Raw genomic sequence first — 18,113 nt, forward strand, 5'->3', positions numbered from 1 at the left:
TTCGGGTGAGTCGATTCGTCCATCCCGCCGGGGACCGGCACGCAGAGATGCTGCCCCACGAGCGCCCGCCGCTGGCGCCCGCCGACCTCAACCGGATCAATCCCGCGATCTGGCCGCGAACGTCGAGCCGGACCGATGGCGCGCTCACGATCGGCGGCGTGGACGTCCGCGATCTGGCCCGCGACCACGGCACGCCTCTCTACGTGTTCGACGAGGACGACGTGCGCTCGCGCATGCGCGACTACGCCACGGCCTTCGCGGGCTCCGAGGTCCACTACGCCGGCAAGGCGTTCCTGTGCAAGGAGATCGTCCGCTGGCTCCAGGCCGAGGGCCTCGGCCTGGACGTGGCCAGCGGCGGCGAGCTGGCGGTGGCGCTCAGCGTCGGCTTCCCGGCCGCGCGCATCACGCTGCACGGCAACAACAAGTCGGCCGCCGAGCTGTCCAGGGCGCTGGAGGCGGGCGTCGGGCACATCGTCGTCGACTCCTACGAGGAGATCGCCCGGCTCGGATTCCTCGCCGAGAAGCACGGCACGCGGCCCAAGGTCATGATCCGGGTGACGACCGGGGTCGAGGCGCACACGCACGAGTTCATCGCCACCGCGCACGACGACCAGAAGTTCGGCCTGTCGCTCAACACCGGAGCCGCCGCCGAGGCCGTACGCCGCATCCTCGCGCTGCCCGCGCTGGAGCTCGTCGGGCTCCACTCGCACATCGGCTCGCAGATCGTCGACACGGCCGGGTTCGAGGTGGCGGCGCGCCGCCTGGCCACGCTGCTCGTGCAGATCAAGGACGAGCACGACGTGGTGCTGCCCGAGCTCGACCTGGGCGGCGGCTACGGCATCGCCTACGTCGAGGGCGACGAGGCCCCCGACATCAAGGAGATCGCCGACGGCCTGCGCGAGATCGTCACCAAGGTCTGCACCGACGCCGGGCTGCCGGTGCCGAGGCTGACCGTGGAGCCCGGCCGCACCATCGTCGGGCCCGGCGGGATCAGCCTCTACGAGGTCGGGACCGTCAAGGACGTCGAGGGGCTGCGCACGTACGTGAGCGTCGACGGCGGCATGAGCGACAACGTGCGCACCGCGCTCTACGGGGCCGAATACACCGCCGTGCTGGCCAGCCGCGAGAGCTCCGCCGAGCCCATGCTCAGCCGCCTGGTCGGCAAGCACTGCGAGAGCGGCGACATCATCGTGCGCGACTGCTTCCTGCCCGCCGACCTCGCGCCGGGCGACCTGATCGCCGTGGCGGCCACCGGGGCCTACTGCCGGTCGCTGGCCAGCAACTACAACTACCTGCCCAAGCCCGCCGTGGTGTCCGTCACCGACGGCGAGGCGCGCGTCATCGTGCGGGGCGAGACCGAGGACGACCTGTTGAGGGGGCAGTTGTGAAACCGCTGAAAGTGGCCCTGCTGGGCTGCGGGGTGGTGGGTTCGCAGGTCATCCGGCTGATCCACGAGCAGGGCGACGACCTGGCCGCACGCATCGGGGCGCCGCTGGAGCTGGCCGGTGTGGCCGTACGCCGGCTGGGCCGCAAGCGCGACGTCGAGGTGGCCCCCGAGCTCCTGACCACCGACGCCGAGTCGCTGGTCACCCGCGACGACGTCGACATCGTGATCGAGGTCATCGGTGGCATCGAGCCCGCCCGCTCGCTGATCGTGTCCGCCCTGTCCAAGGGCAAGTCGGTCGTCACCGCCAACAAGGCCCTGCTCGCCGAGGACGGCGCGACCCTGCACGAGGCCGCCCGCGCGGGCGGCGGCGACCTCTACTTCGAGGCCAGCGTGGCCGGAGCCATCCCGCTGCTGCGCCCGCTGCGCGAATCACTCGCCGGCGACCACGTCAAACAGGTCCTCGGCATCGTCAACGGCACCACCAACTACATCCTCGACAAGATGGACTCCACGGGCGCCTCGTTCACCGACGCCCTGGAGGAGGCCCAGACGCTCGGCTACGCCGAAGCCGACCCCACGGCCGACATCGAGGGCTTCGACGCCGCCGCCAAGGCCGCGATCCTGGCCGGCCTGGCCTTCCACAGCCGGGTGACGGCGGAAGAGGTGCACCGCGAGGGCATCACCGAGATCACCGCCACCGACGTGGCCTCGGCCAAGGCCATGGGCTACGTCATCAAGCTGCTGGCCATCTGCGCCCGCTCCGACGACGGCCGCTCGGTCGGGGTCCGCGTGCACCCGGCGATGATCCCCCGGACGCACCCGCTGGCCGGGGTGGGGGAGGCGTACAACGCGGTCTTCGTGGAGGCGGCGTCGGCGGGACAGCTCATGTTCTACGGCAAGGGCGCGGGCGGCGCACCGACGGCCTCGGCGGTGCTGGGCGACCTGGTGGCGGTGGCCCGCAACCGCCTGGCGGGCACGCGCGGCCCCTCGGAGTCCACGTACGCGGACCTGCCCGTGCACCACATGGGGGAGACCGTGACGCGCTGCCACGTGGCGCTGGACGTGGCGGACAAGCCGGGCGTGCTGGCCCGGGTGGCGGACCTGTTCGCCAAGCACGACGTGTCGATCCAGACGGTACGCCAGGAGGGCCACGGGGACGACGCCCAACTCGTCATCGTCACCCACCGGGCAACGGACGCGGCGCTGACGGCCACCATGGAGGGGCTGCGCGACCTCGACATCGTGCGGGCGGTGGCCAGCGTGATGCGGGTCGAGGGCGACCTCTGACAAGCATGGTCCTCCCCTTGGGGCGCTTCGCGCTCTGAGGGTCGGGCTGTGTTCTGCCTCCGACCGTGCCCTTCTCCGATCTCTCCAAGCACTCCAAACGAGTCGCCGACGCGCTCGACCGAGTGCACCGGTTGCACATCAAGCGCCGCGACGGCGAAGACCTGTACATCACCACCGCGCAGCACGATCGGGAGCGGGAGGAGACGGCCGACGTCGTGTCTCGCCTGCTTGCCGCACTGGTCGCGAGCGATGAGGGGGCTCGGGCAGTCGAACGTTCTCTACCGGTGGTCTTCCCGTGGGTCCGCCATCTTTCGGTTGGCGAGCGTCAGGAATTCGTCCGTGACATCGTCGACGCCACTCGCGACGTCGTCGATCTCGACGTACATGCCACGTTGCATCGAATTACGGCTGAATGGCGGGCGACTGCCCGAATCCTGGCCGATCCGGCTTTGGCCGCACAGGCGGCCCAGCCCTTGCCCGATGAGGAGCACGGCGAGGTATTCGCACCGTGAGCCCGGTGCTCGCAACCCGCCGTCCCAAGCAGGGCCGATGAGGTCGAGCATCACGAAGTCCCATGGCAGGAGCAAACAGCCCACAACATCTCCGAGGTTTCCCGCGTCGGACTGACTATGACCTCACTCACCGAACGCACGAGCCACCCGAGAACCCGCCGATACCAGACCTGGACCAGCGCCGCCTCCCTGGCCGCCTGCCTGACGGTCGTCCTCGGCGGAGGCGTCGCCAACGCGGCCACCGTGGACAGTGCGGCGGCACAGGCCCCCGCCACCATCGCGGTGAACGCCGCCGACCGGATCGACTGGGCGTCCGTGGTGGAGCCGGCTCTGAACTGCCCCAAACCGGAGCCGCACGCCGCCTGGTACGTCGTGCGCGCTCGCGTGGCGGCCGTCGGCGACCTTACCCGTGATGGCAAGCGTGAGACCGTCGTCGTGTCGTCGTGCCCGAGCTCGACGTCGAGCAATCCCTTGATCGCCTTTGTCTACGACGGAGCCTCCAAGCCCTCGGCTCCGCGCTTGCTCGGGAAACTCGGCAAGAACCGCTACTTCAGGACCCTGAAGGTCGCGATCCGGGGCGGGAGTGTGCACCTGCACGGCAAGGCGATCAGCGACCGGGCCCCCAGATGCTGTCCAGACCTGATCGTCGGCCAGACCTACAGGTGGGACGGCACGCGGTTCCGCAGGACGGCGGACAAGGCGCACCGCACCACGTGACCACTCGACCTGGCCTGCGACCCCTACAAGCCGATCTCACGGACCGGTCGCAGCAGATCGGAACGTCAACCCGAGGTTCCAGGACCCGCCGACTGGTCAGCATCGTCACGGGAGTTGATGCCGGCCTCTCATCGCAGGTCAGAGGGAGATGATCTCCTCACCGAACCTCCACACGAGTTCCTGGCGGATGCGGACGAGGCTGGCGGCGGCCTCGCCCGCCACTGCGCGCTCTACGGCCGTGAGGACCGCCCCCCGTACTGCCCGCCGCTGCGCGTACGGCGGTGACCCTCACGTCCGGGGCACGACTCCGCTGCTGAGGGCGTCGAACAGGCGTTCCAGGCGGGCCCGGTGGTCGTCCGCGACGGTGCCGGCCGGGTCTCCGGCGATCAGGCGCCGGGCGGTCTCCACCAGCACGACGGTGTAGCCGGCGATGAAGAAGGCGGCGAGCAAGGATGCGTCGCCGTCGAAGGCCGGATCGTGTTCGAGCTCGCCGGCGAGGGTCCGCTGGAGGTCGGAGGCGATCTCTCTGGCGCGGGCGACCAGCGCGGGCGAGGCCGCGACGGTCCGGAAGAAGGGGACGGACCCGTCCTTAAGACCGGACAGGGCGTGCCGCTCCTCTAGGAGGCGGAACGCCGTATCGCGCAGGGATTGGAGCACTCCGGCGTCCGGGGCGCGGTCGCGCACCGCTGAGCGCAGGAGCCCGACGGCGTCGACCTCGCGGTCCAGGAGGAGGTCCTCCTTGCGCGGGAAGTGCTTGAAGACCGTCACGGAGGAGACCCCGGCCTCCCGTGCGACCTCGGTGACCGTGACCGTGTCGAATCCGCGTTCAAGGAACAGCCGGGTCGCGACCTCTGAGATCTTCGCGCGCGTCTGCGGCCCGCCTCGCGCTCCGGTCCTGGGCATCCAGTCCCACTTTCTTGTGTCACTTAATTTAGTCAGATAATCTAGTGGTGTGTCCATCGAACAGACCACCGTCATTGTCGCCGGAGCGGGTCCCTGCGGGCCGCGCCACCCCCGCCGCGTCCCGTACGGGGGAGGGGAGGTGACCGGCCCGCACGAGCGGCCGGATCGCCCCGTGCTGGATCGCTCCACAGGCGCGGGTCTCCATGAATGAGATGGCGGCCGGCCGACCCGGTCGTACTCCCCGGTCGCTGCGCGAAGCGTGGGTCGCGTTGGCGGGGCTGTCGGCGGTGTTCCTCTTCGAGATGCTGGACAACTCGATCCTGAACGTCGCCCTGCCCGTGATCGGACGCGAGCTGCACGCCTCGACGACCGCGTTGCAGTGGGTGACGGGCGCCTATGCGGTCGTGTTCGGCGGGTTGATGTTGGCGTTCGGCGCGATCGCCGATCGGTTCGGCCGGCGCCGGATCATGCTGGTCGGGCTGGTCCTGCTCGGCGGGGCGAGCCTGGCGACCGCCGTGGTCACCAGCGCCGAGCAGCTGATCGCCGTCCGGGCGACGATGGGGGCCGCCGCGGCGATGACGACCCCGGGGTCGATGGCGCTGGCGTTCCGGCTGTTCGACGAGGACGGCCCGCGCGTGCGCGCGCTGACCCTCATCTCGACCGTCGGCCTGGTCGGGCTCGCGGTCGGGCCGACGGCGGGCGGCGTGGTGCTGGCGATCGCGCCCTGGCAGGTCCTGCTGCTGGTGAACGCGCCGATCGCCGTGCTCGCGTTCCTCGGCGTACGGTCCGGCATCGCCCCCGACGACCCGGCCGGCCTCCACCGCGACCCCCTCGACGTTCCCGGGATGCTGCTGGGTACGGCGACGATCGTGCTCGCGCTCCTCGCGCCGACGCTGTTCGTGGACGAGGGCGCCGGATCCTGGGCGCCCTGGGTGACCACCGCCGTGGCCGCCGTGTCGGCGATCTGCTTCGTTCTGCGCGAGCGCCTGGCCCGCCATCCGCTGCTCGACCTGAGGCTCCTCGCCCTCCCCCTGGTCTCCAGCGGTCTGGCCTTCAAGGCGGCCACCGGGCTGGCGACCGCCGGACTCGGTTACATGGTGACGCTCCAGCTGCAGCTCGACTGGGGCTGGCCGCCCGCACTGGCCGCCGTCGGGATGCTGCCGCAGGTCGTTGTCCTCATCGCCGGCAGCGCGTTCGTCAACCCGTTCGTGGAGCGCGTCGGCCTGGACCGGGCCACCTGGATCAGCTCAGCGGCGGTCGTGTCCGGCCTCGCCGTCTACGGCCTGCTCGGCCGGTTCGGTTACCTGTGGGTCGCGATCGCGCTCGTCCTCGTGGCGGCCGGGATGCGCGTGGTCGGCGTCGTCGCCGGGTTCAATGTGGTCCGCGGCCTGCCCGAGAACCGGACCACCATCGGCACCGCGCTCGTCGACACCGCCACCGAGGTCACCTCCGGCACCGGCATCGCGGTCACCGGCACCATCCTCGCCGTCCTGTTCACCGGAGACATCGCCACCTCCCACTGGAGCCCGCGGCAGACCGGCGAGTTCCACCGGGCCGTCACCCTCGCGGGCCTCACCCTCACTGTCGTCGCGGCGGCCCTCGTCGGCTGGGGGATCGCCCGCTCCCGGAACGCCGCCGGCGACCAGGCGGCCACTCCCATCGACGACACCGTCCCCCAGGACGCCTGACACCCCCCGCGCCATCATCACTGGCCACAGGGCACTTGGGAGAGCTGAACAGCGCTCCCTTCCCTGGCGAATCTTCCTCTCCCCGAACCGATCCCCCGAACCGATGTCAAGGAGCACACATGACGATCACCCTCCGACCCGGGAGCACCGTGGTGTTCACCGGCGATTCGATCACCGACTGCCGGCGGCTGGAGAGCGAGGACGGCCTCGGGTTCGGCTACCCGCTGCGCATCGCGGGCGAGTGGGGCCTGCGGCATCCGGACCGCCCCGTGACCTGGCTGAACACCGGGATCGGCGGCAACAAGGTGATGGACCTCGAAGCCCGCTGGCAGGCGGACGTGCTCGACGCGCGCCCGGATGTGGTGTCGATCCTCATCGGGATCAACGACATGGGCTGGCACACGCTGGACCCGGAGGGGTATGTGATCCCCGTGGAGGAGTTCGAAGCGGGTTATGACCGTCTGCTCGCGCCCCTCTCCGAGGCGGGCACCGAGCTGATCCTCATCGAACCGTTCCTCCTGCCGGTCCACAGCGTCGTCGAGGCCGGTGTCGCGCGCGTGCTCATCGGAGAGGAAGAGCGAAAGGAATGGCGCGCCGACCTGGACCCGAAGATCCAGGTCGTGCGGGAACTCGCCGGCAAGCACGGCGCCCAGCTGGTTCCCGCCGACGGCATGTTCGCCGAGCTCGCTGCGACGACCGGGCCGGAGTACTGGGCCGCGGACGGCGTGCACCCGACACCGGCCGGTCACGCCGCCCTCGCGGCGGCCTGGCTGCGCCTGGTCTCGTGACCGGGCGCCCACGGTCCCAACGTTCTACGCCGCCCAATTGCCTACTCTGGCAGAGCCGTTCCGTGTCGAGCTGACTGGCCCCGAGGGCCAAACCTGGGCATGGGGCCCAGAAGACGCCGTGCAACGGGTTCAGGGCAGTGCCCTCGACTTCTGCCTTCGAGTCACCCAACGCAGGTCCCGAGCCGAGACCGACCTCACGGCAGTCGGCGAGGACGCCCAGAAGTGGCTTGACATCGCTCGCGCTTTCCTCTGATGAGGCCCCTGAGCGCCTCCGCCGGCCGGCTGGCGTGGTGGCAGTTGATCAAGCGGATGAACTGCGGAAGTAGTGCCCCTTCTCGAGGTCGTCGATGAGTCCGGGCTGGGTCGGCTGCCACCCCAGTAGCTCGCGGGTCAGCGTGCTCGAGGCCGGGCTGTCGGCCGCGAGGAAACCGGCCAGCCAGCTGAAGTGCTCGCCCGCGCTCTCCGGCGAGATGGCGGCCACTGGGATGCCGAGCTGCCGGCCGATCACTTCGGCCACGGTGCGGATCGGCACGCCCTCATCGGCGACAGGGTGCAGCGCCGATCCCGCCGGGGCCTGCTCCAGCGCCAGGCGGAACAGGTGGGCGGCGTCGAGCCGGTGTACGGCGGGCCAGCGGTTGGACCCATCGCCGATGTAGCCGGAGACGCCCTTGGCACGGGCGATGCCGACCAGCGTCGCCATGAAGCCGTAATCTCCTTCGCCGTGCACCGTCGGCGGTAGCCGCACGACCGACGAGCGCACGCCGCGGGAAGCGAGGGCGAGCGTCAGCTGCGCGGTTACCTGACGAGCATGCGGACCGCTGCCCGGCTGCGCCGTATCCGATGCGGGACCACGCCCGTCCTGCTCGGTCGCCACCTGCCCTGGTGCCAGTCCGAGCAGCCCCGAGGCGAGGACGAACGGTCGCTCAGAACCCGCGAGTGCCTCGCCCATGGTCTCGACGGCCCGACGGTCCGCGTCGACGGCGCCCTGGAAGTCTCCAGAGAAGGCGAGGTCGTGCTTGAACGCGAGGTGGATCACGCCGTCCGACGCGTCGGACGCACTCCGCAGGCCGTCGAGATCATCGAGTGTGCCGCGGTGCACCTGCGCCCCGGCCGCGGTGAGGGCGGCGGCCGAGGCGTCCGAGCGGGCCAGCCCGGTGACCTGATGGCCCGCGCCGATGAGCTCGGGAACGACGGCGGAGCCGATCCAGCCGGACGCGCCGGTGACGAAAACGCGCATGAGAAAACCCCCAGGTAAGTCGGCCGTACTGAGTGTGCGGCTGATGTCAGTTGCTGTCATCACCATAGCAAGCATGTCAGTCGCTGTCATCAAGGTACGATCGGTACATGGGGCGATGGGAGCCGAACGCGCGCGGCCGGCTGGTGCAAGCGGCAATGGAGCTCTACGGCGAACGCGGCTACGAACAGACCACGGTGGCCGAGATCGCCAACCGGGCGGGGCTCACGGAGCGTACGTTCTTCCGGCACTTCGCCGACAAGCGCGAGGTGCTGTTCTGGGGCGGAGGCGCGCTGCAAGAGCTCCTCGTGAGCTCCGTAGCCGAGGCCCCTGCTTCCACAGCGCCGATCGACGCCGTCGCCGCAGCCTTTGAGGCCGCCGCCGCCCAGCTTCAGGAGCGCCGCGAACACTCCCGGCAGCGCCAGGCCATCATCGCCGCGAACGCGGAGCTTCGTGAGCGTGAGCTGATCAAACTCGAGTCGTTCGCCTCGGCGCTCGCCGACGCCTTGCGACTGCGCGGCGTCGCGGACACGGCCGCGAGCCTGGCCGCCGAGGCGGGGATCGCGGTCTTCAAGATCGCGTTCGTGCATTGGCTCGCCACCGGCCAGCCGGACTTCCCGCAACTCATCCGAGAATCGTTCGACGAGTTGAAGGCCGTGGCCGCGGGCAAATGAGTGCGCCTGGGTCCACCGCCTGCGGTGGCGCCGGACGGCAGCCTCCCAGACGGATTCGCCGCACAGTGCCGACAGGTCTGGGCCAACCTGGCGGCTGCGCTGGCTCATCACGGGTTGGGCCTGTCCGACCTGGTCAAGGTGACCATGTTCCTGTCAGACAGGGCGTATCGGGAGGAGAACTCCGCCATCCGGCAGGAGGTACTCGGCGGCCACGCCCCCGCTCTGACGGTCATCATCACCGGCATCTACGACGAAGCGTGGCTGTTGGAAGTCGAGGCTGTCGCTGCGCGGTAGATGCCATCGCCAATCCCTCGCTTGCGCCCCGCCATCGGTTACATCGGTGTCTGATGGAGCAGGACGACCCGTCGGCCTTCGGGGCCTCTAATGCCTGGAGAGGGGCAGTCGGACGGGTGGCGGAAGCGGCGCCGGGGCCGGGCTCGCCTGGAACGACTGGATCATCAGGGCTGCGAAGCGGCGCGACGCCGCCACTCTCATCTCGGGTGATTCGGCGCGGATGCCGTCGTTCGCCATGAGCGCCAGGCTGATGTCCTCCAGGACGAAATCTCTCCGCAAGAGGCCTCCTTCCTTCGCGCGCCGCACCAGTTCGAGCAGTTGACGCAGCGTGCGAGCGTGGTCCGCGGCGAAGTCGGCCGCTTGGGGGAGCCGCGAGGTGAATGCGCGGCCGAAGCCTCGGTCGAGGGCGTTCGCCTCCATGAGCCGCTCGATCACCAGGCTGAACCCGCGCCAGGGGTCGCGCGCCGCCATACCCTCCTCCACGATCGCCGAGCAAGAGGCCATCTGCTCGGCGAAGGCCTCGGCCAGCAGCGCTTCCTTGGTCTGGAAGTGCCGGTAGACGGTCGCGATACCGACCTCGGCGCGCCGGGCGATCTCCCGGATCGGCACGTCCAGGCCCTCGGCGGCGAAGGCCGCGCGGGCGACCGCGAGGATGCGTTCGCGGTTGTCGCGGGCGTCCGAGCGGAGCTTCGTTATCACTTGGGCCGTCATCGCTCTCACTTTAGCTAAACGGAGAGGGTGCTCCGTTACGGTCGGCGCATGAGAGCAATTCAATTCACCGAGTACGGCCCGCCCGGCGTTGTGCACGTCGCCGAGGTGGAGGCGCCGCACGCCGGACCGGGCGAGATCCGCATCGCCGTACGGGCCTCCGGGATCTCGCCCGGGGAGACGTACGTCCGCTCCGGGGCGCTGCGTGACATGATGCCCACGACATTCCCGTATCGGACCGGATTCGACGCCGCGGGTGTGGTGGACGAGGTCGGCGACGGCGTCACGGGCGTGAGCATCGGCGACGAGGTGTTCGGCATGGCCGACACGGTCGGGCGCGGTGCCAATGCCGACTTCGCGGTCCTGGCCGCCTGGGCGCCCAAACCGGCCGCGTGGAGCTGGGAGGAAGCGGGCGGCGCCGCAGGCAGTGTCGAGACGGCCACCCGGGTCCTCGACCGGCTCGCGGTCGGTGCCGGCCACACCGTGCTCGTGCAGGGCGCGGCCGGTGCGGTGGGCACCGTCGCCGTCCAGCTCGCGGTCGCCCGCGGCGCCACCGTCATCGGTACGGCGAGCGAGCACAACCACGACTTCCTGCGCTCCCTCGGCGCGGAGCCGACGACGTACGGGACGGGGCTCATCGAACGGGTCCGCGCGCTGGCTCCGGCCGGGGTGGACGCGGTGTTCGACTGCGCCGGAGGGGCGCTGCCAGACCTCATCGCCATCGCCGGTGACACGGCGCGCGTGGTGACGATCGCCGACTTCACCGCGGCGGCCCACGGCGTGCACATGTCGCACAGCGCACCGGCCGAGGAGACGGGTGCGGCCGTGGGAGCCCCCGCCGACCCGCAGGCGGTGCACGGCCTCGCGATCGCGGTCACCCTCGCCGACGAGGGTCGGCTGCGGGTGCCGGTCGCGGCGGCGTTCCCGCTCGCCGAGGCCGCGGCCGCGCACGAACTGAGCGAAAGCCGCCACGCCCGCGGAAAGATCGTGCTGGTGCACTGACTTGTGAAGATCGTGCTGGGGAGCTGATCGGACGCCCGTGGCCGTTCTCGGCAACCGGCCACGGGCCCGATGGGTATCCGGCCCCACGGCGGCGGTGCGCCTGCTCGCAATCCGGCAAATAGTCCACAACCGATCCGAACTCTCACTAAGGTGATCAAGTCAAAGATCAAGGAGGACCTGGTGAAGCAGACGATCGCGCGGCGGATCGGCCGTTCCATGCTGGTGGTGGCGCTGGCGGGAGGTGTCGTGCCGGTTGCCGTCGCGTCTCCGGCGCTCGCCGCGCGGAAGGCGACGCTGGGGCCGTACGGGTACGGCAATCTGAAGCTTGGTATGACCGCCTCCAAGGCCAAGGCGACCGGTCGGATCGTCCACAAATCGGTCGGGGACTCCGCCAGATGTACGGGCTGGGACCTCAAGGAGAACCCGTACGGCAACTACCGGGTGGGGATGTACATCTCCAAGAAGCACGGCGTGTCCATGATCGTCGCGCCCCCTGGCCTGAAGACGCCTCAGGGCATCAGACTCGGCTCCAGCAAGGCGCAGTTGAAGGCCGCCTATCCCGGTCTGCGGCGTGGTCCGGGTGGGTATCCGACCGCTACCGTGCCGGGCAACAAGGCGGCGTTCTACATGTTCTATGTGTCGGACAACAAGGTATCCGGCCTGAGCCTGGTTCTGGCCGAGCAGGACTGCGTCAGGTACTAGCCGCGTCCTTCGCCGAGCAAATGGAGGCGATCGTCCGCTCTATCCTGGGCTTCCGTTTCGGCTGAACGGTCACGGAAGATCGAGGGACCCTTGAAGCAGCGGACTTTCCTCGCCGCCCGCATCGACCAGTGGTCACGCGAGCATCCCAGGATGCTGGATCTGACATTGGCCGGTTTGATGTGGCTGGTTCTCGGCCTGCCGAGTGCTCTTGCGGGGCTGCCGGCCTTTCTCGTCGGCACCGCGGCCATCCTCCCTCTCGCCGTACGGCGGCGCTTTCCGACCGCGGTTCTCGCCTGGCCGGTCGCGGCCTTCGCCGTGCAGCTCATGGTGGTGCCGATTCCGTTGCCGGCCAACGTCGCGCAGGCGATCGTCGTCTATACCGTTGCCGCACACGTCGCGTCCCTGCCGGTCCGCCTGCTCGCCCTCGGTGCCGCGCTCGGCGGCAGCGTGCTCGCCGGCTTCCGGTGGAGCGTCCCCCCTGAATACCTGACAAACGTCCTCAAGAACGCTGTGTTCCTGGGGATCCTGTTTGTGCTGGTCTGGGTCATCGGTAATCTCGTCCGCGGCCGTCAGGCCAACATGCGCGCTGCGTGAGGCGAGTGCCCGGCTCGAGGAGAGCCGGTTGCAACGCGAGCGGTTCGTCGCGCAGCGGAAACGTGTGGTCGCGGCACGGGAGATTCACGACATCCTCGCCCACTCGCTCACCGTCGTGATCGTGCAGGCCGACGGCGCCGAGTACGCCCCGCGGTGGCGAGCAGGCACACGCCGGCGGTGGTGGCGATCGTGAGCGGCCAGGTTCGCAGGCCGAGCCGGCCCATGCCGAGCCGGCGCCATCCGTCTCTGGAGTATCCCTCTCGCGTGACGACGAGCATCATCGCCAGGACGACGAGCAAGGGCGATAAGGCGAGGACGAGCCCATCGGCGATATTGGCGGTGCCCAGCGAGATCGTGAGCGCCAGGACAATGAAAACGATCGAAGTGGCGCGATCGGAGAGCCGTTCGTACACGGGCAGACCTTCCTTCGGGGAGTTGGCCTGGCCCAGTGTTCAAGAACGCGTCACCGCCGCCATCCACCCGCGGTCCGAATTTCGATCCGGCCTTCCCCCCACGGGACTAGCACCTCAGGTCGGCCCACACCACGCGATGGCCCGCTGAATTGACGAACGTCCCCCAGTTTCCGCCGGACAGTTCCCGCACAATGTGAATGCCTCGCCCCGACTCGGTCTCCAGAGACGGGCACGGGGGAGCATGCGGTTCGGACGCGAACGCGCCCGGGTCGGTGACCTCAATGCGCAGAAAGCCGGGGCCGCGACTGGCGATTACCGTGACCCATTCGCGGTGTACGCCGCCCTCCACGTGAGTGCAGGCGTTCGTGACCAGCTCGCTGACGACCTGTTGTGCGTCAAGCAGTACGGGATGACCGGTCGTGAGCCACCACGTAACGGCGGCCCGGGCCTGCTTGGGAGCCTTGTCGCCACGGCGTAGCCTGGTCGCTCCGATGAGCGTTACCGCCTCTGTTCGCATGAGCATGAAATCCCCGAGTTTGTCCTGTTGCTACGTTTGTCGCCCGCACACAAGATCGCTTTTCTGGCGTATGAGCCAGCCTCAATTCACGCGGATGTCTCTCGAAAGTCACCTCTCACGGTGGCAGCGAACGGCTACGTTAAGTGAGAGATCGGCGGGACAATCACCGCACAGATTGGGCGCATGTTGTGTGTGTCGGCCTGTGTGATTTTGTGGCGACAGAACGGCGGAGGTGCTTGGTGAGCGTTGATGAATGGGACCCGGACGCTGGACCGCTGGCTCGGTTCGGATACGAGTTGCGGAAATTCCGTATCGACAAAGGGATCACCATCGACCAACTCGCGAACAGGGTCGGTTTCAGTCCGAGCCTCGTCGGTAGCGTCGAGCGGGCCGCCAGAAACCCGAGCAAGGACTTCACCGAGCGTTGTGAGGAGGCGCTGGGCCTGTCCGGCGAACTTCTCGCCCGCTGGCCGAGCATAAGCCGGGAACGAAGCCCCAAATGGTTCCGGCCGTGGCTGGAGATCGAGCAGGGTGCCACGGCCTTGCGGACGTGGGAGCCGCTTATCGTCCCCGGGTTGCTTCAAACCACCGATTACGCGCGCGCCATTTTCAACGGTAAGCCAGGTACAACACCCGAGCAGGTGGAAGAGGCGCTGGCAGCGAGAATGGAGCGGCAAGCCATCCTTGCACGCTCGAAACCGCCGATGTTCCGGGCTGTTCTGGATGAAGGAATCCTGTACCGTCCAGTTGGAGGCGAGACGGTGACTCGCCTCCAGTTCGAACACCTCATCGTATTGGCTGAAAGCACGCGAATCACCATTCAAGTGCTTCCCTACTCCGCCCTGTCCACCACTGGCCTCCTTGGTGGGTTCATGCTGGCGCAAGGCAACGGAATGCCGGACGCCGCCTATCTTGAGTCGGCTGGACAAGGCCAAGTGCGAGACGCCCCGGACGAGGTTGCCGCGCTTAGCGTTAGGTATGACGCGATATGCGCGGAGGCGCTTCCCCAGCATGTGTCGCTCAAGGTGATCAAAGAGAGACTGGTGACAGCATGGAGCTGAACGAGGAACTGAGGACCGCTGTGTGGCGTAAGTCCTCATTCTCCGGTGACAACGGCGGAAACTGCATCGAGGTCGCTCCGCTGAGCGGTGGCCGGGTCGCGATGCGGGACACCGAGCGTCCCGACCTGGAGCCGTGGGTGGTCAGTGGTTCAGTCTGGGCCGCCTTCGGCAAGGGCTGGCGAAACGGCGAATTCGACTTTTAGCAGACCTTTCTAAACGGCTGGTCGGGCAGGTAGCGGTTCCATTCGGCCTCGGTCAATGATCGTCCGGCCCGTACGCACACTGCCTTCATCAGGGGTTCCATCGCCATGGGCAGCCGGGTCAGACGGCCCGCCCTGCCCATGGCCCGAAGTTCGGTGGAGTCGGCGGAGAAGGCGATCGATCGCGCGTCGTCCGGAAGCTGGATCTCGGGCCCGATCCGCCGGCTCAGTCGTACGTCCCAGACGGTCAGCGACTTCTGCTGGGACGCGAACGCGAACAGCCGGTCGTCGGCGGAGAACGCGGCGGTCCACGCCGCCTGCCCTGCCCGCAGCCAGTCGCCGACCTGCGCGCCCGTGCTCGTGTCCCATATGCCCACCTTGCCGGCGAAGTTCGCCGCGACCAGCTTGAGATCGGCGCTGAACCAGACCTCCTCCGCCGTACCGGAGAACAGGAGCCTCGGCCCGAACGCTCGCCCGGACTCGAGGTCGACCAGGCGCAGCAGGCTCGCGTCCAGGCCGATGAGACGTCCGTCAGGGGCTACCGTCCAGCCGAGCAGGCGTGGCCTGGTCACCTGCTTGAGGCGTCGGCCGCCGGGGACCTGCCAGAGCGTGAAGGTCTTCTCGCCGGCCGTCCAGAGCCCGGCCGGGGCCAGGAGCGCACCGTCCGAACCGTCGGGAATGGGGATTTTCGCCAGCTCGCGCCGGGTGGCGGTGTCCCAGACGGTGACGTCGTCGCTGCGTTTGATCGCCAGCCGCCCGCCGTCCCGGCTGAAGGAGAGGTCGGCGTCGTAGCTCTGGAACGCCCCTGCCTCGAAGTCCCTGCCGTTCAGCGTGATCTTGGTGGAGTCCAGCGTGTGGGTGGCGAGGAGCCTGCCATCGGCGCTGAACTGTACCTCGTCCAGGACGTCTTCCCCGGTGAAGTACGGCCGGAGCGTGACGACCGTGTCCTCGCTCAGGTAACGCAGCCCGGTCGGGCCGAAGGCGACCGCGGACACCGAGGCCACCATGTCGCGTTCGAGCATCAGCGGTTCGTCGGCGTTCAGGCGGTAGAGCCTGATCGTCGAGCCGAACCCCGCGAGCACCTTGCCGTCCGGGCTGAACACCGGCACCGCCATGCTCTCCCAGTCCGAGATCGTGGTGATCTCCTTGCGAGAACGGGTGTCGAAGACGATGAGGTCGGTGTTGCCGCCGACGGCGAGCATCCGTCCGTCGCGGCTGAACGCCGAGAAGGGGAGGCAGCCGGAGCAGATGCCGGGAAATCCTGGCTGTTCCTTACCTGACGGGAGCGCCCAGCGCTGGTTTCCGGCCACGGCGTAGTCGCCGCCCGGGTGGATCGCGGCCCTGGCGAGCGTGGGCAGCATGGTCGTCTTTCCGGTACGCGGGTTGTAGACGGTCTTCCCCTGCCCCCAGTCGATGATGAGCAGGCCGCCGCTGAAGCTGAGCTCCAGGTCGCCCATGTCGGAGGCGGGCATGTGCAAGCCCAGGGGCTTGCCGCCGGCCAGGTCCCAGAGCCTGACGCTCTTGCTGTCGCCGACGGCCAGCAGCCGCCCGTCCTCGCTGACCGCGGCCTGGCGCAGGGGCGTGGCGGTCAGGCCGAGTCCGGTGAAGCCGCCTGTCCGCCTGCCGGACGACACGTCCCACACCCTGACCTCGTCGGGGCTGACGCTGATCAGCGACCGGCCGTCGGCGGTGAGGGCGCGCACCACATCGGGGCCGGTGTCCGGGTCGCGAAAGGCGGCGCCGCCCTGGTCGGCGACCGAGGCGAACAGGCTCGACCGGGCCTCGGCCGTAGGGGACAGGCGCCCGGCCGTGGCGCTGAGCAGCATGCCCAGCACAGGGTCCGCGCCTCTCACGGTGTCGGCCAGTCCGGCCAGTCGCGCGGACTCGGCCGTGTCGCGCTGCTCGGCGAGCCTGACGCTCTGTAGTACGGCCAGACCTCCCGCTATCAGGGCCAGCGCAAGGAGCACGGCCAGGCCGAGGGACAGGAACCGGGTCCTGCGAGATCGGCGCCTGGCGAGCGCGGCGGCCGCCGAGAGGAAGTCCCGTTCGCCGGGCGTGAGAGTGATGTTCCGGCGCTCGGCCGCGGCCCAGCGCAGCGCGTCGTCCAGCGAGCTGCCGTGGAACAGGTCGGCGTCCCGGCGCCCGTGCTCCTGCCAGCGTTCGGCGGCCGTCCAGATCTGGCGGTGCACGACCAGGCCGTCCCGGTTCGTGGCGATCCAGGCGCGCAGCCGGGGCCAGGCCAGGGGGAGGGCCGGGCGCAGCAGCCGTACCGGATCCCCTTTCGAGACCAGGTACGTGAACGCGTCCAGCACTCGCTCGATGCCGTCAGGGAGCTCTGACCTGCGGAGTTCGCGCAGCGCCAGCTCGTCCTTGGCCGTCACCGTGACCAGCCGCAGGAACAGCTCGGGGACCAGCTCCTTGTCGGCCGGGGACAGCGCGGCGTAGGCGTCCTCGGCGATGACACCGAGCGCGGGGTCGTCGGCGGCGACCCCGACCCGCTCGCCGTCGGCGGCGGCGATCCCGATCCGCCGGCCGTCGCCGGCGCCCAGGGCCAGCAGCCGCGGGGTGTCGAGGACGCCGTCGCCGTTGACCAGGCCGAGCAGCAGTTCGCGCGCGGTGGGGCGGTCGGCCGGTTCCTTGGCCAGCGCCGCGCCCACCAGATGGCGCAGCGAGTCGGGCAGCACGGCCAGGTCGGGTTCGTGGGAGAGCACCCGGTGCATGACCGCGCCCAGGGCCCCCGCGGTGAACGGGTCCTCGCCGGTGGCGGCGTACAGGATGACCGCGCCCCAGGCGAACACGTCCGCGGCCGGCCCCGCCCGCTGTCCCGAGAACACCTCCGGCGCCATGTAGTTGGGCGTGCCCGCCACCACTCCCGAGGCGGTGAGCGACATCTCCAGCGTGCGGGCCACCCCGAAGTCGATCACCCGGGGCCCGTCGGGGCCGAGCAGCACGTTGTCGGGCTTGAGGTCACGGTGTACGACGCCCGCGTCATGGATGGCGGTCAGCGCGGTGGCGATCGCCGTGGCCAGCCGGTGCAGGTCGTCGCCACGGAACACGCGCCCGGCCTTGCGCAGGCTCGGGCCTTCGACGTACTCGCTGACGATGTACGGCCTGGACCCTTCGAGATGGACGCCGAGCACTCTGGCGGTACAGAACGAGGCCACCCGCTGCGTCGCGACCGCTTCCTTGGCCATGCGACCGCGCAGCTCGGCCTGGTTGGCCGGGTCACCGTGCAGCACCTTGACCGCGACCCTGACGCCCGCCGGATCGTAGGCCTCGTAGACGATCCCCTGGCCGCCTGCCCCGATCCGGGCGGCCAGCCAGTATTCGCCGAGCCGCTGCGGGTCCCCGTCGACCAACGTGCTTCCCATGTCCGGTTGGACTACGGGTCCGACCGGATGGTTGCGGGGCGGCTTGACTTAAACCCGTGTT

Annotated in this window: 20 protein-coding genes; 15 read left to right on the forward strand and 5 right to left on the reverse strand. The window is 69.5% G+C overall.

The annotated features are described in order from the left end of the window. The first annotated feature begins 5 nt into the window (after window positions 1-5). The 4 genes from lysA to LDL49_RS08150 all read left to right on the forward strand — a co-directional run bounded on the left by lysA (window position 6) and on the right by LDL49_RS08150 (window position 3,903). Window positions 6-1,388, forward strand: a complete 1,383-nt coding sequence (lysA, locus tag LDL49_RS08135; RefSeq protein WP_225290321.1) for a diaminopimelate decarboxylase — start codon at window positions 6-8, stop codon at window positions 1,386-1,388. Next, window positions 1,385-2,674, forward strand: a complete 1,290-nt coding sequence (locus LDL49_RS08140; protein WP_225290322.1) for a homoserine dehydrogenase — start codon at window positions 1,385-1,387, stop codon at window positions 2,672-2,674. The genes lysA and LDL49_RS08140 overlap by 4 nt, the downstream gene beginning before the upstream one ends. Before the next feature lie 65 nt (window positions 2,675-2,739). Further along, on the forward strand, window positions 2,740-3,186 hold the full coding sequence (locus LDL49_RS08145; protein WP_225290323.1) for a hypothetical protein: 447 nt from the start codon (window positions 2,740-2,742) through the stop codon (window positions 3,184-3,186). A gap of 117 nt (window positions 3,187-3,303) precedes the next feature. Beyond that, a complete protein-coding gene (locus tag LDL49_RS08150) occupies window positions 3,304-3,903 on the forward strand; it encodes a hypothetical protein (RefSeq protein ID WP_225290324.1) in 600 nt (199 codons plus the stop codon). A 288-nt stretch (window positions 3,904-4,191) separates the two neighbouring features. Here LDL49_RS08150 and LDL49_RS08155 read toward each other — a convergent pair whose 3' ends face one another. Beyond that, the gene (locus LDL49_RS08155) at window positions 4,192-4,806 is read right to left on the reverse strand and encodes a TetR/AcrR family transcriptional regulator (RefSeq protein ID WP_225290325.1); all 615 of its coding nucleotides are present in this window, start codon (window positions 4,804-4,806) and stop codon (window positions 4,192-4,194) included. A 203-nt stretch (window positions 4,807-5,009) separates the two neighbouring features. On the opposite strand from LDL49_RS08155, the gene LDL49_RS08160 reads away from it, so the two are divergent. The 3 genes from LDL49_RS08160 to LDL49_RS08170 all read left to right on the forward strand — a co-directional run bounded on the left by LDL49_RS08160 (window position 5,010) and on the right by LDL49_RS08170 (window position 7,535). Beyond that, on the forward strand, window positions 5,010-6,494 hold the full coding sequence (locus LDL49_RS08160; protein ID WP_225290326.1) for an MFS transporter: 1,485 nt from the start codon (window positions 5,010-5,012) through the stop codon (window positions 6,492-6,494). A 119-nt stretch (window positions 6,495-6,613) separates the two neighbouring features. Then, window positions 6,614-7,282 (forward strand): SGNH/GDSL hydrolase family protein, encoded by a 669-nt coding sequence (locus tag LDL49_RS08165; RefSeq protein ID WP_225290327.1) that lies wholly within the window; start codon window positions 6,614-6,616, stop codon window positions 7,280-7,282. A 37-nt stretch (window positions 7,283-7,319) separates the two neighbouring features. After that, the gene (locus LDL49_RS08170) at window positions 7,320-7,535 is read left to right on the forward strand and encodes a hypothetical protein (RefSeq protein ID WP_225290328.1); all 216 of its coding nucleotides are present in this window, start codon (window positions 7,320-7,322) and stop codon (window positions 7,533-7,535) included. Between the two features lie 48 nt (window positions 7,536-7,583). Here the strand turns inward: LDL49_RS08170 and LDL49_RS08175 are convergent, their stop codons facing one another. After that, on the reverse strand, window positions 7,584-8,519 hold the full coding sequence (locus LDL49_RS08175) for an SDR family oxidoreductase (protein WP_225290329.1): 936 nt from the start codon (window positions 8,517-8,519) through the stop codon (window positions 7,584-7,586). A gap of 107 nt (window positions 8,520-8,626) precedes the next feature. Between LDL49_RS08175 and LDL49_RS08180 the strand changes: the two genes are divergently transcribed. Both LDL49_RS08180 and LDL49_RS08185 read left to right on the forward strand, forming a co-directional pair. Then, complete coding sequence (locus LDL49_RS08180) at window positions 8,627-9,190, forward strand: TetR/AcrR family transcriptional regulator (RefSeq protein WP_225290330.1); 564 nt, start codon at window positions 8,627-8,629, stop codon at window positions 9,188-9,190. A 24-nt stretch (window positions 9,191-9,214) separates the two neighbouring features. Then, window positions 9,215-9,484, forward strand: a complete 270-nt coding sequence (locus LDL49_RS08185) for a RidA family protein (RefSeq protein ID WP_225290331.1) — start codon at window positions 9,215-9,217, stop codon at window positions 9,482-9,484. An 87-nt stretch (window positions 9,485-9,571) separates the two neighbouring features. On the opposite strand, the gene LDL49_RS08190 is transcribed toward LDL49_RS08185, so the two are convergent. Beyond that, a complete protein-coding gene (locus LDL49_RS08190; protein WP_225290332.1) occupies window positions 9,572-10,195 on the reverse strand; it encodes a TetR/AcrR family transcriptional regulator in 624 nt (207 codons plus the stop codon). 48 nt (window positions 10,196-10,243) lie between these two features. Here LDL49_RS08190 and LDL49_RS08195 point away from each other — a divergent pair, with 48 nt between their 5' ends. The 4 genes from LDL49_RS08195 to LDL49_RS59100 all read left to right on the forward strand — a co-directional run bounded on the left by LDL49_RS08195 (window position 10,244) and on the right by LDL49_RS59100 (window position 12,683). After that, window positions 10,244-11,194, forward strand: coding sequence for an NADP-dependent oxidoreductase (locus LDL49_RS08195; protein WP_225290333.1), 951 nt, complete (start codon window positions 10,244-10,246; stop codon window positions 11,192-11,194). A 150-nt stretch (window positions 11,195-11,344) separates the two neighbouring features. Then, complete coding sequence (locus LDL49_RS08200; RefSeq protein WP_225290334.1) at window positions 11,345-11,896, forward strand: hypothetical protein; 552 nt, start codon at window positions 11,345-11,347, stop codon at window positions 11,894-11,896. A 90-nt stretch (window positions 11,897-11,986) separates the two neighbouring features. Next, window positions 11,987-12,490, forward strand: a complete 504-nt coding sequence (locus LDL49_RS08205; protein WP_225290335.1) for a DUF7134 domain-containing protein — start codon at window positions 11,987-11,989, stop codon at window positions 12,488-12,490. A 64-nt stretch (window positions 12,491-12,554) separates the two neighbouring features. After that, window positions 12,555-12,683, forward strand: a complete 129-nt coding sequence (locus tag LDL49_RS59100; RefSeq protein ID WP_225290594.1) for a histidine kinase — start codon at window positions 12,555-12,557, stop codon at window positions 12,681-12,683. Between the two features lie 326 nt (window positions 12,684-13,009). Here LDL49_RS59100 and LDL49_RS08215 read toward each other — a convergent pair whose 3' ends face one another. Further along, a complete protein-coding gene (locus tag LDL49_RS08215; protein ID WP_308016092.1) occupies window positions 13,010-13,426 on the reverse strand; it encodes an ATP-binding protein in 417 nt (138 codons plus the stop codon). A gap of 233 nt (window positions 13,427-13,659) precedes the next feature. Here LDL49_RS08215 and LDL49_RS08220 point away from each other — a divergent pair, with 233 nt between their 5' ends. Together LDL49_RS08220 and LDL49_RS08225 are read left to right on the forward strand one after the other, a co-directional pair. Next, window positions 13,660-14,481: a helix-turn-helix domain-containing protein gene (locus LDL49_RS08220; RefSeq protein WP_225290336.1), complete on the forward strand. Its 822-nt coding sequence runs from the start codon at window positions 13,660-13,662 to the stop codon at window positions 14,479-14,481. Continuing rightward, complete coding sequence (locus LDL49_RS08225) at window positions 14,472-14,684, forward strand: DUF397 domain-containing protein (protein WP_225290337.1); 213 nt, start codon at window positions 14,472-14,474, stop codon at window positions 14,682-14,684. Before LDL49_RS08220 ends, LDL49_RS08225 begins: the two co-directional genes overlap by 10 nt. Here the strand turns inward: LDL49_RS08225 and LDL49_RS08230 are convergent. Further along, on the reverse strand, window positions 14,681-18,052 hold the full coding sequence (locus tag LDL49_RS08230) for a WD40 repeat domain-containing serine/threonine protein kinase (protein WP_225290338.1): 3,372 nt from the start codon (window positions 18,050-18,052) through the stop codon (window positions 14,681-14,683). The genes LDL49_RS08225 and LDL49_RS08230 overlap by 4 nt on opposite strands. Window positions 18,053-18,113: the final 61 nt, after the last annotated feature.

The sequence above is a fragment of the Nonomuraea aurantiaca genome (assembly GCF_020215705.1).
Lineage (GTDB): Bacteria > Actinomycetota > Actinomycetes > Streptosporangiales > Streptosporangiaceae > Nonomuraea > Nonomuraea aurantiaca.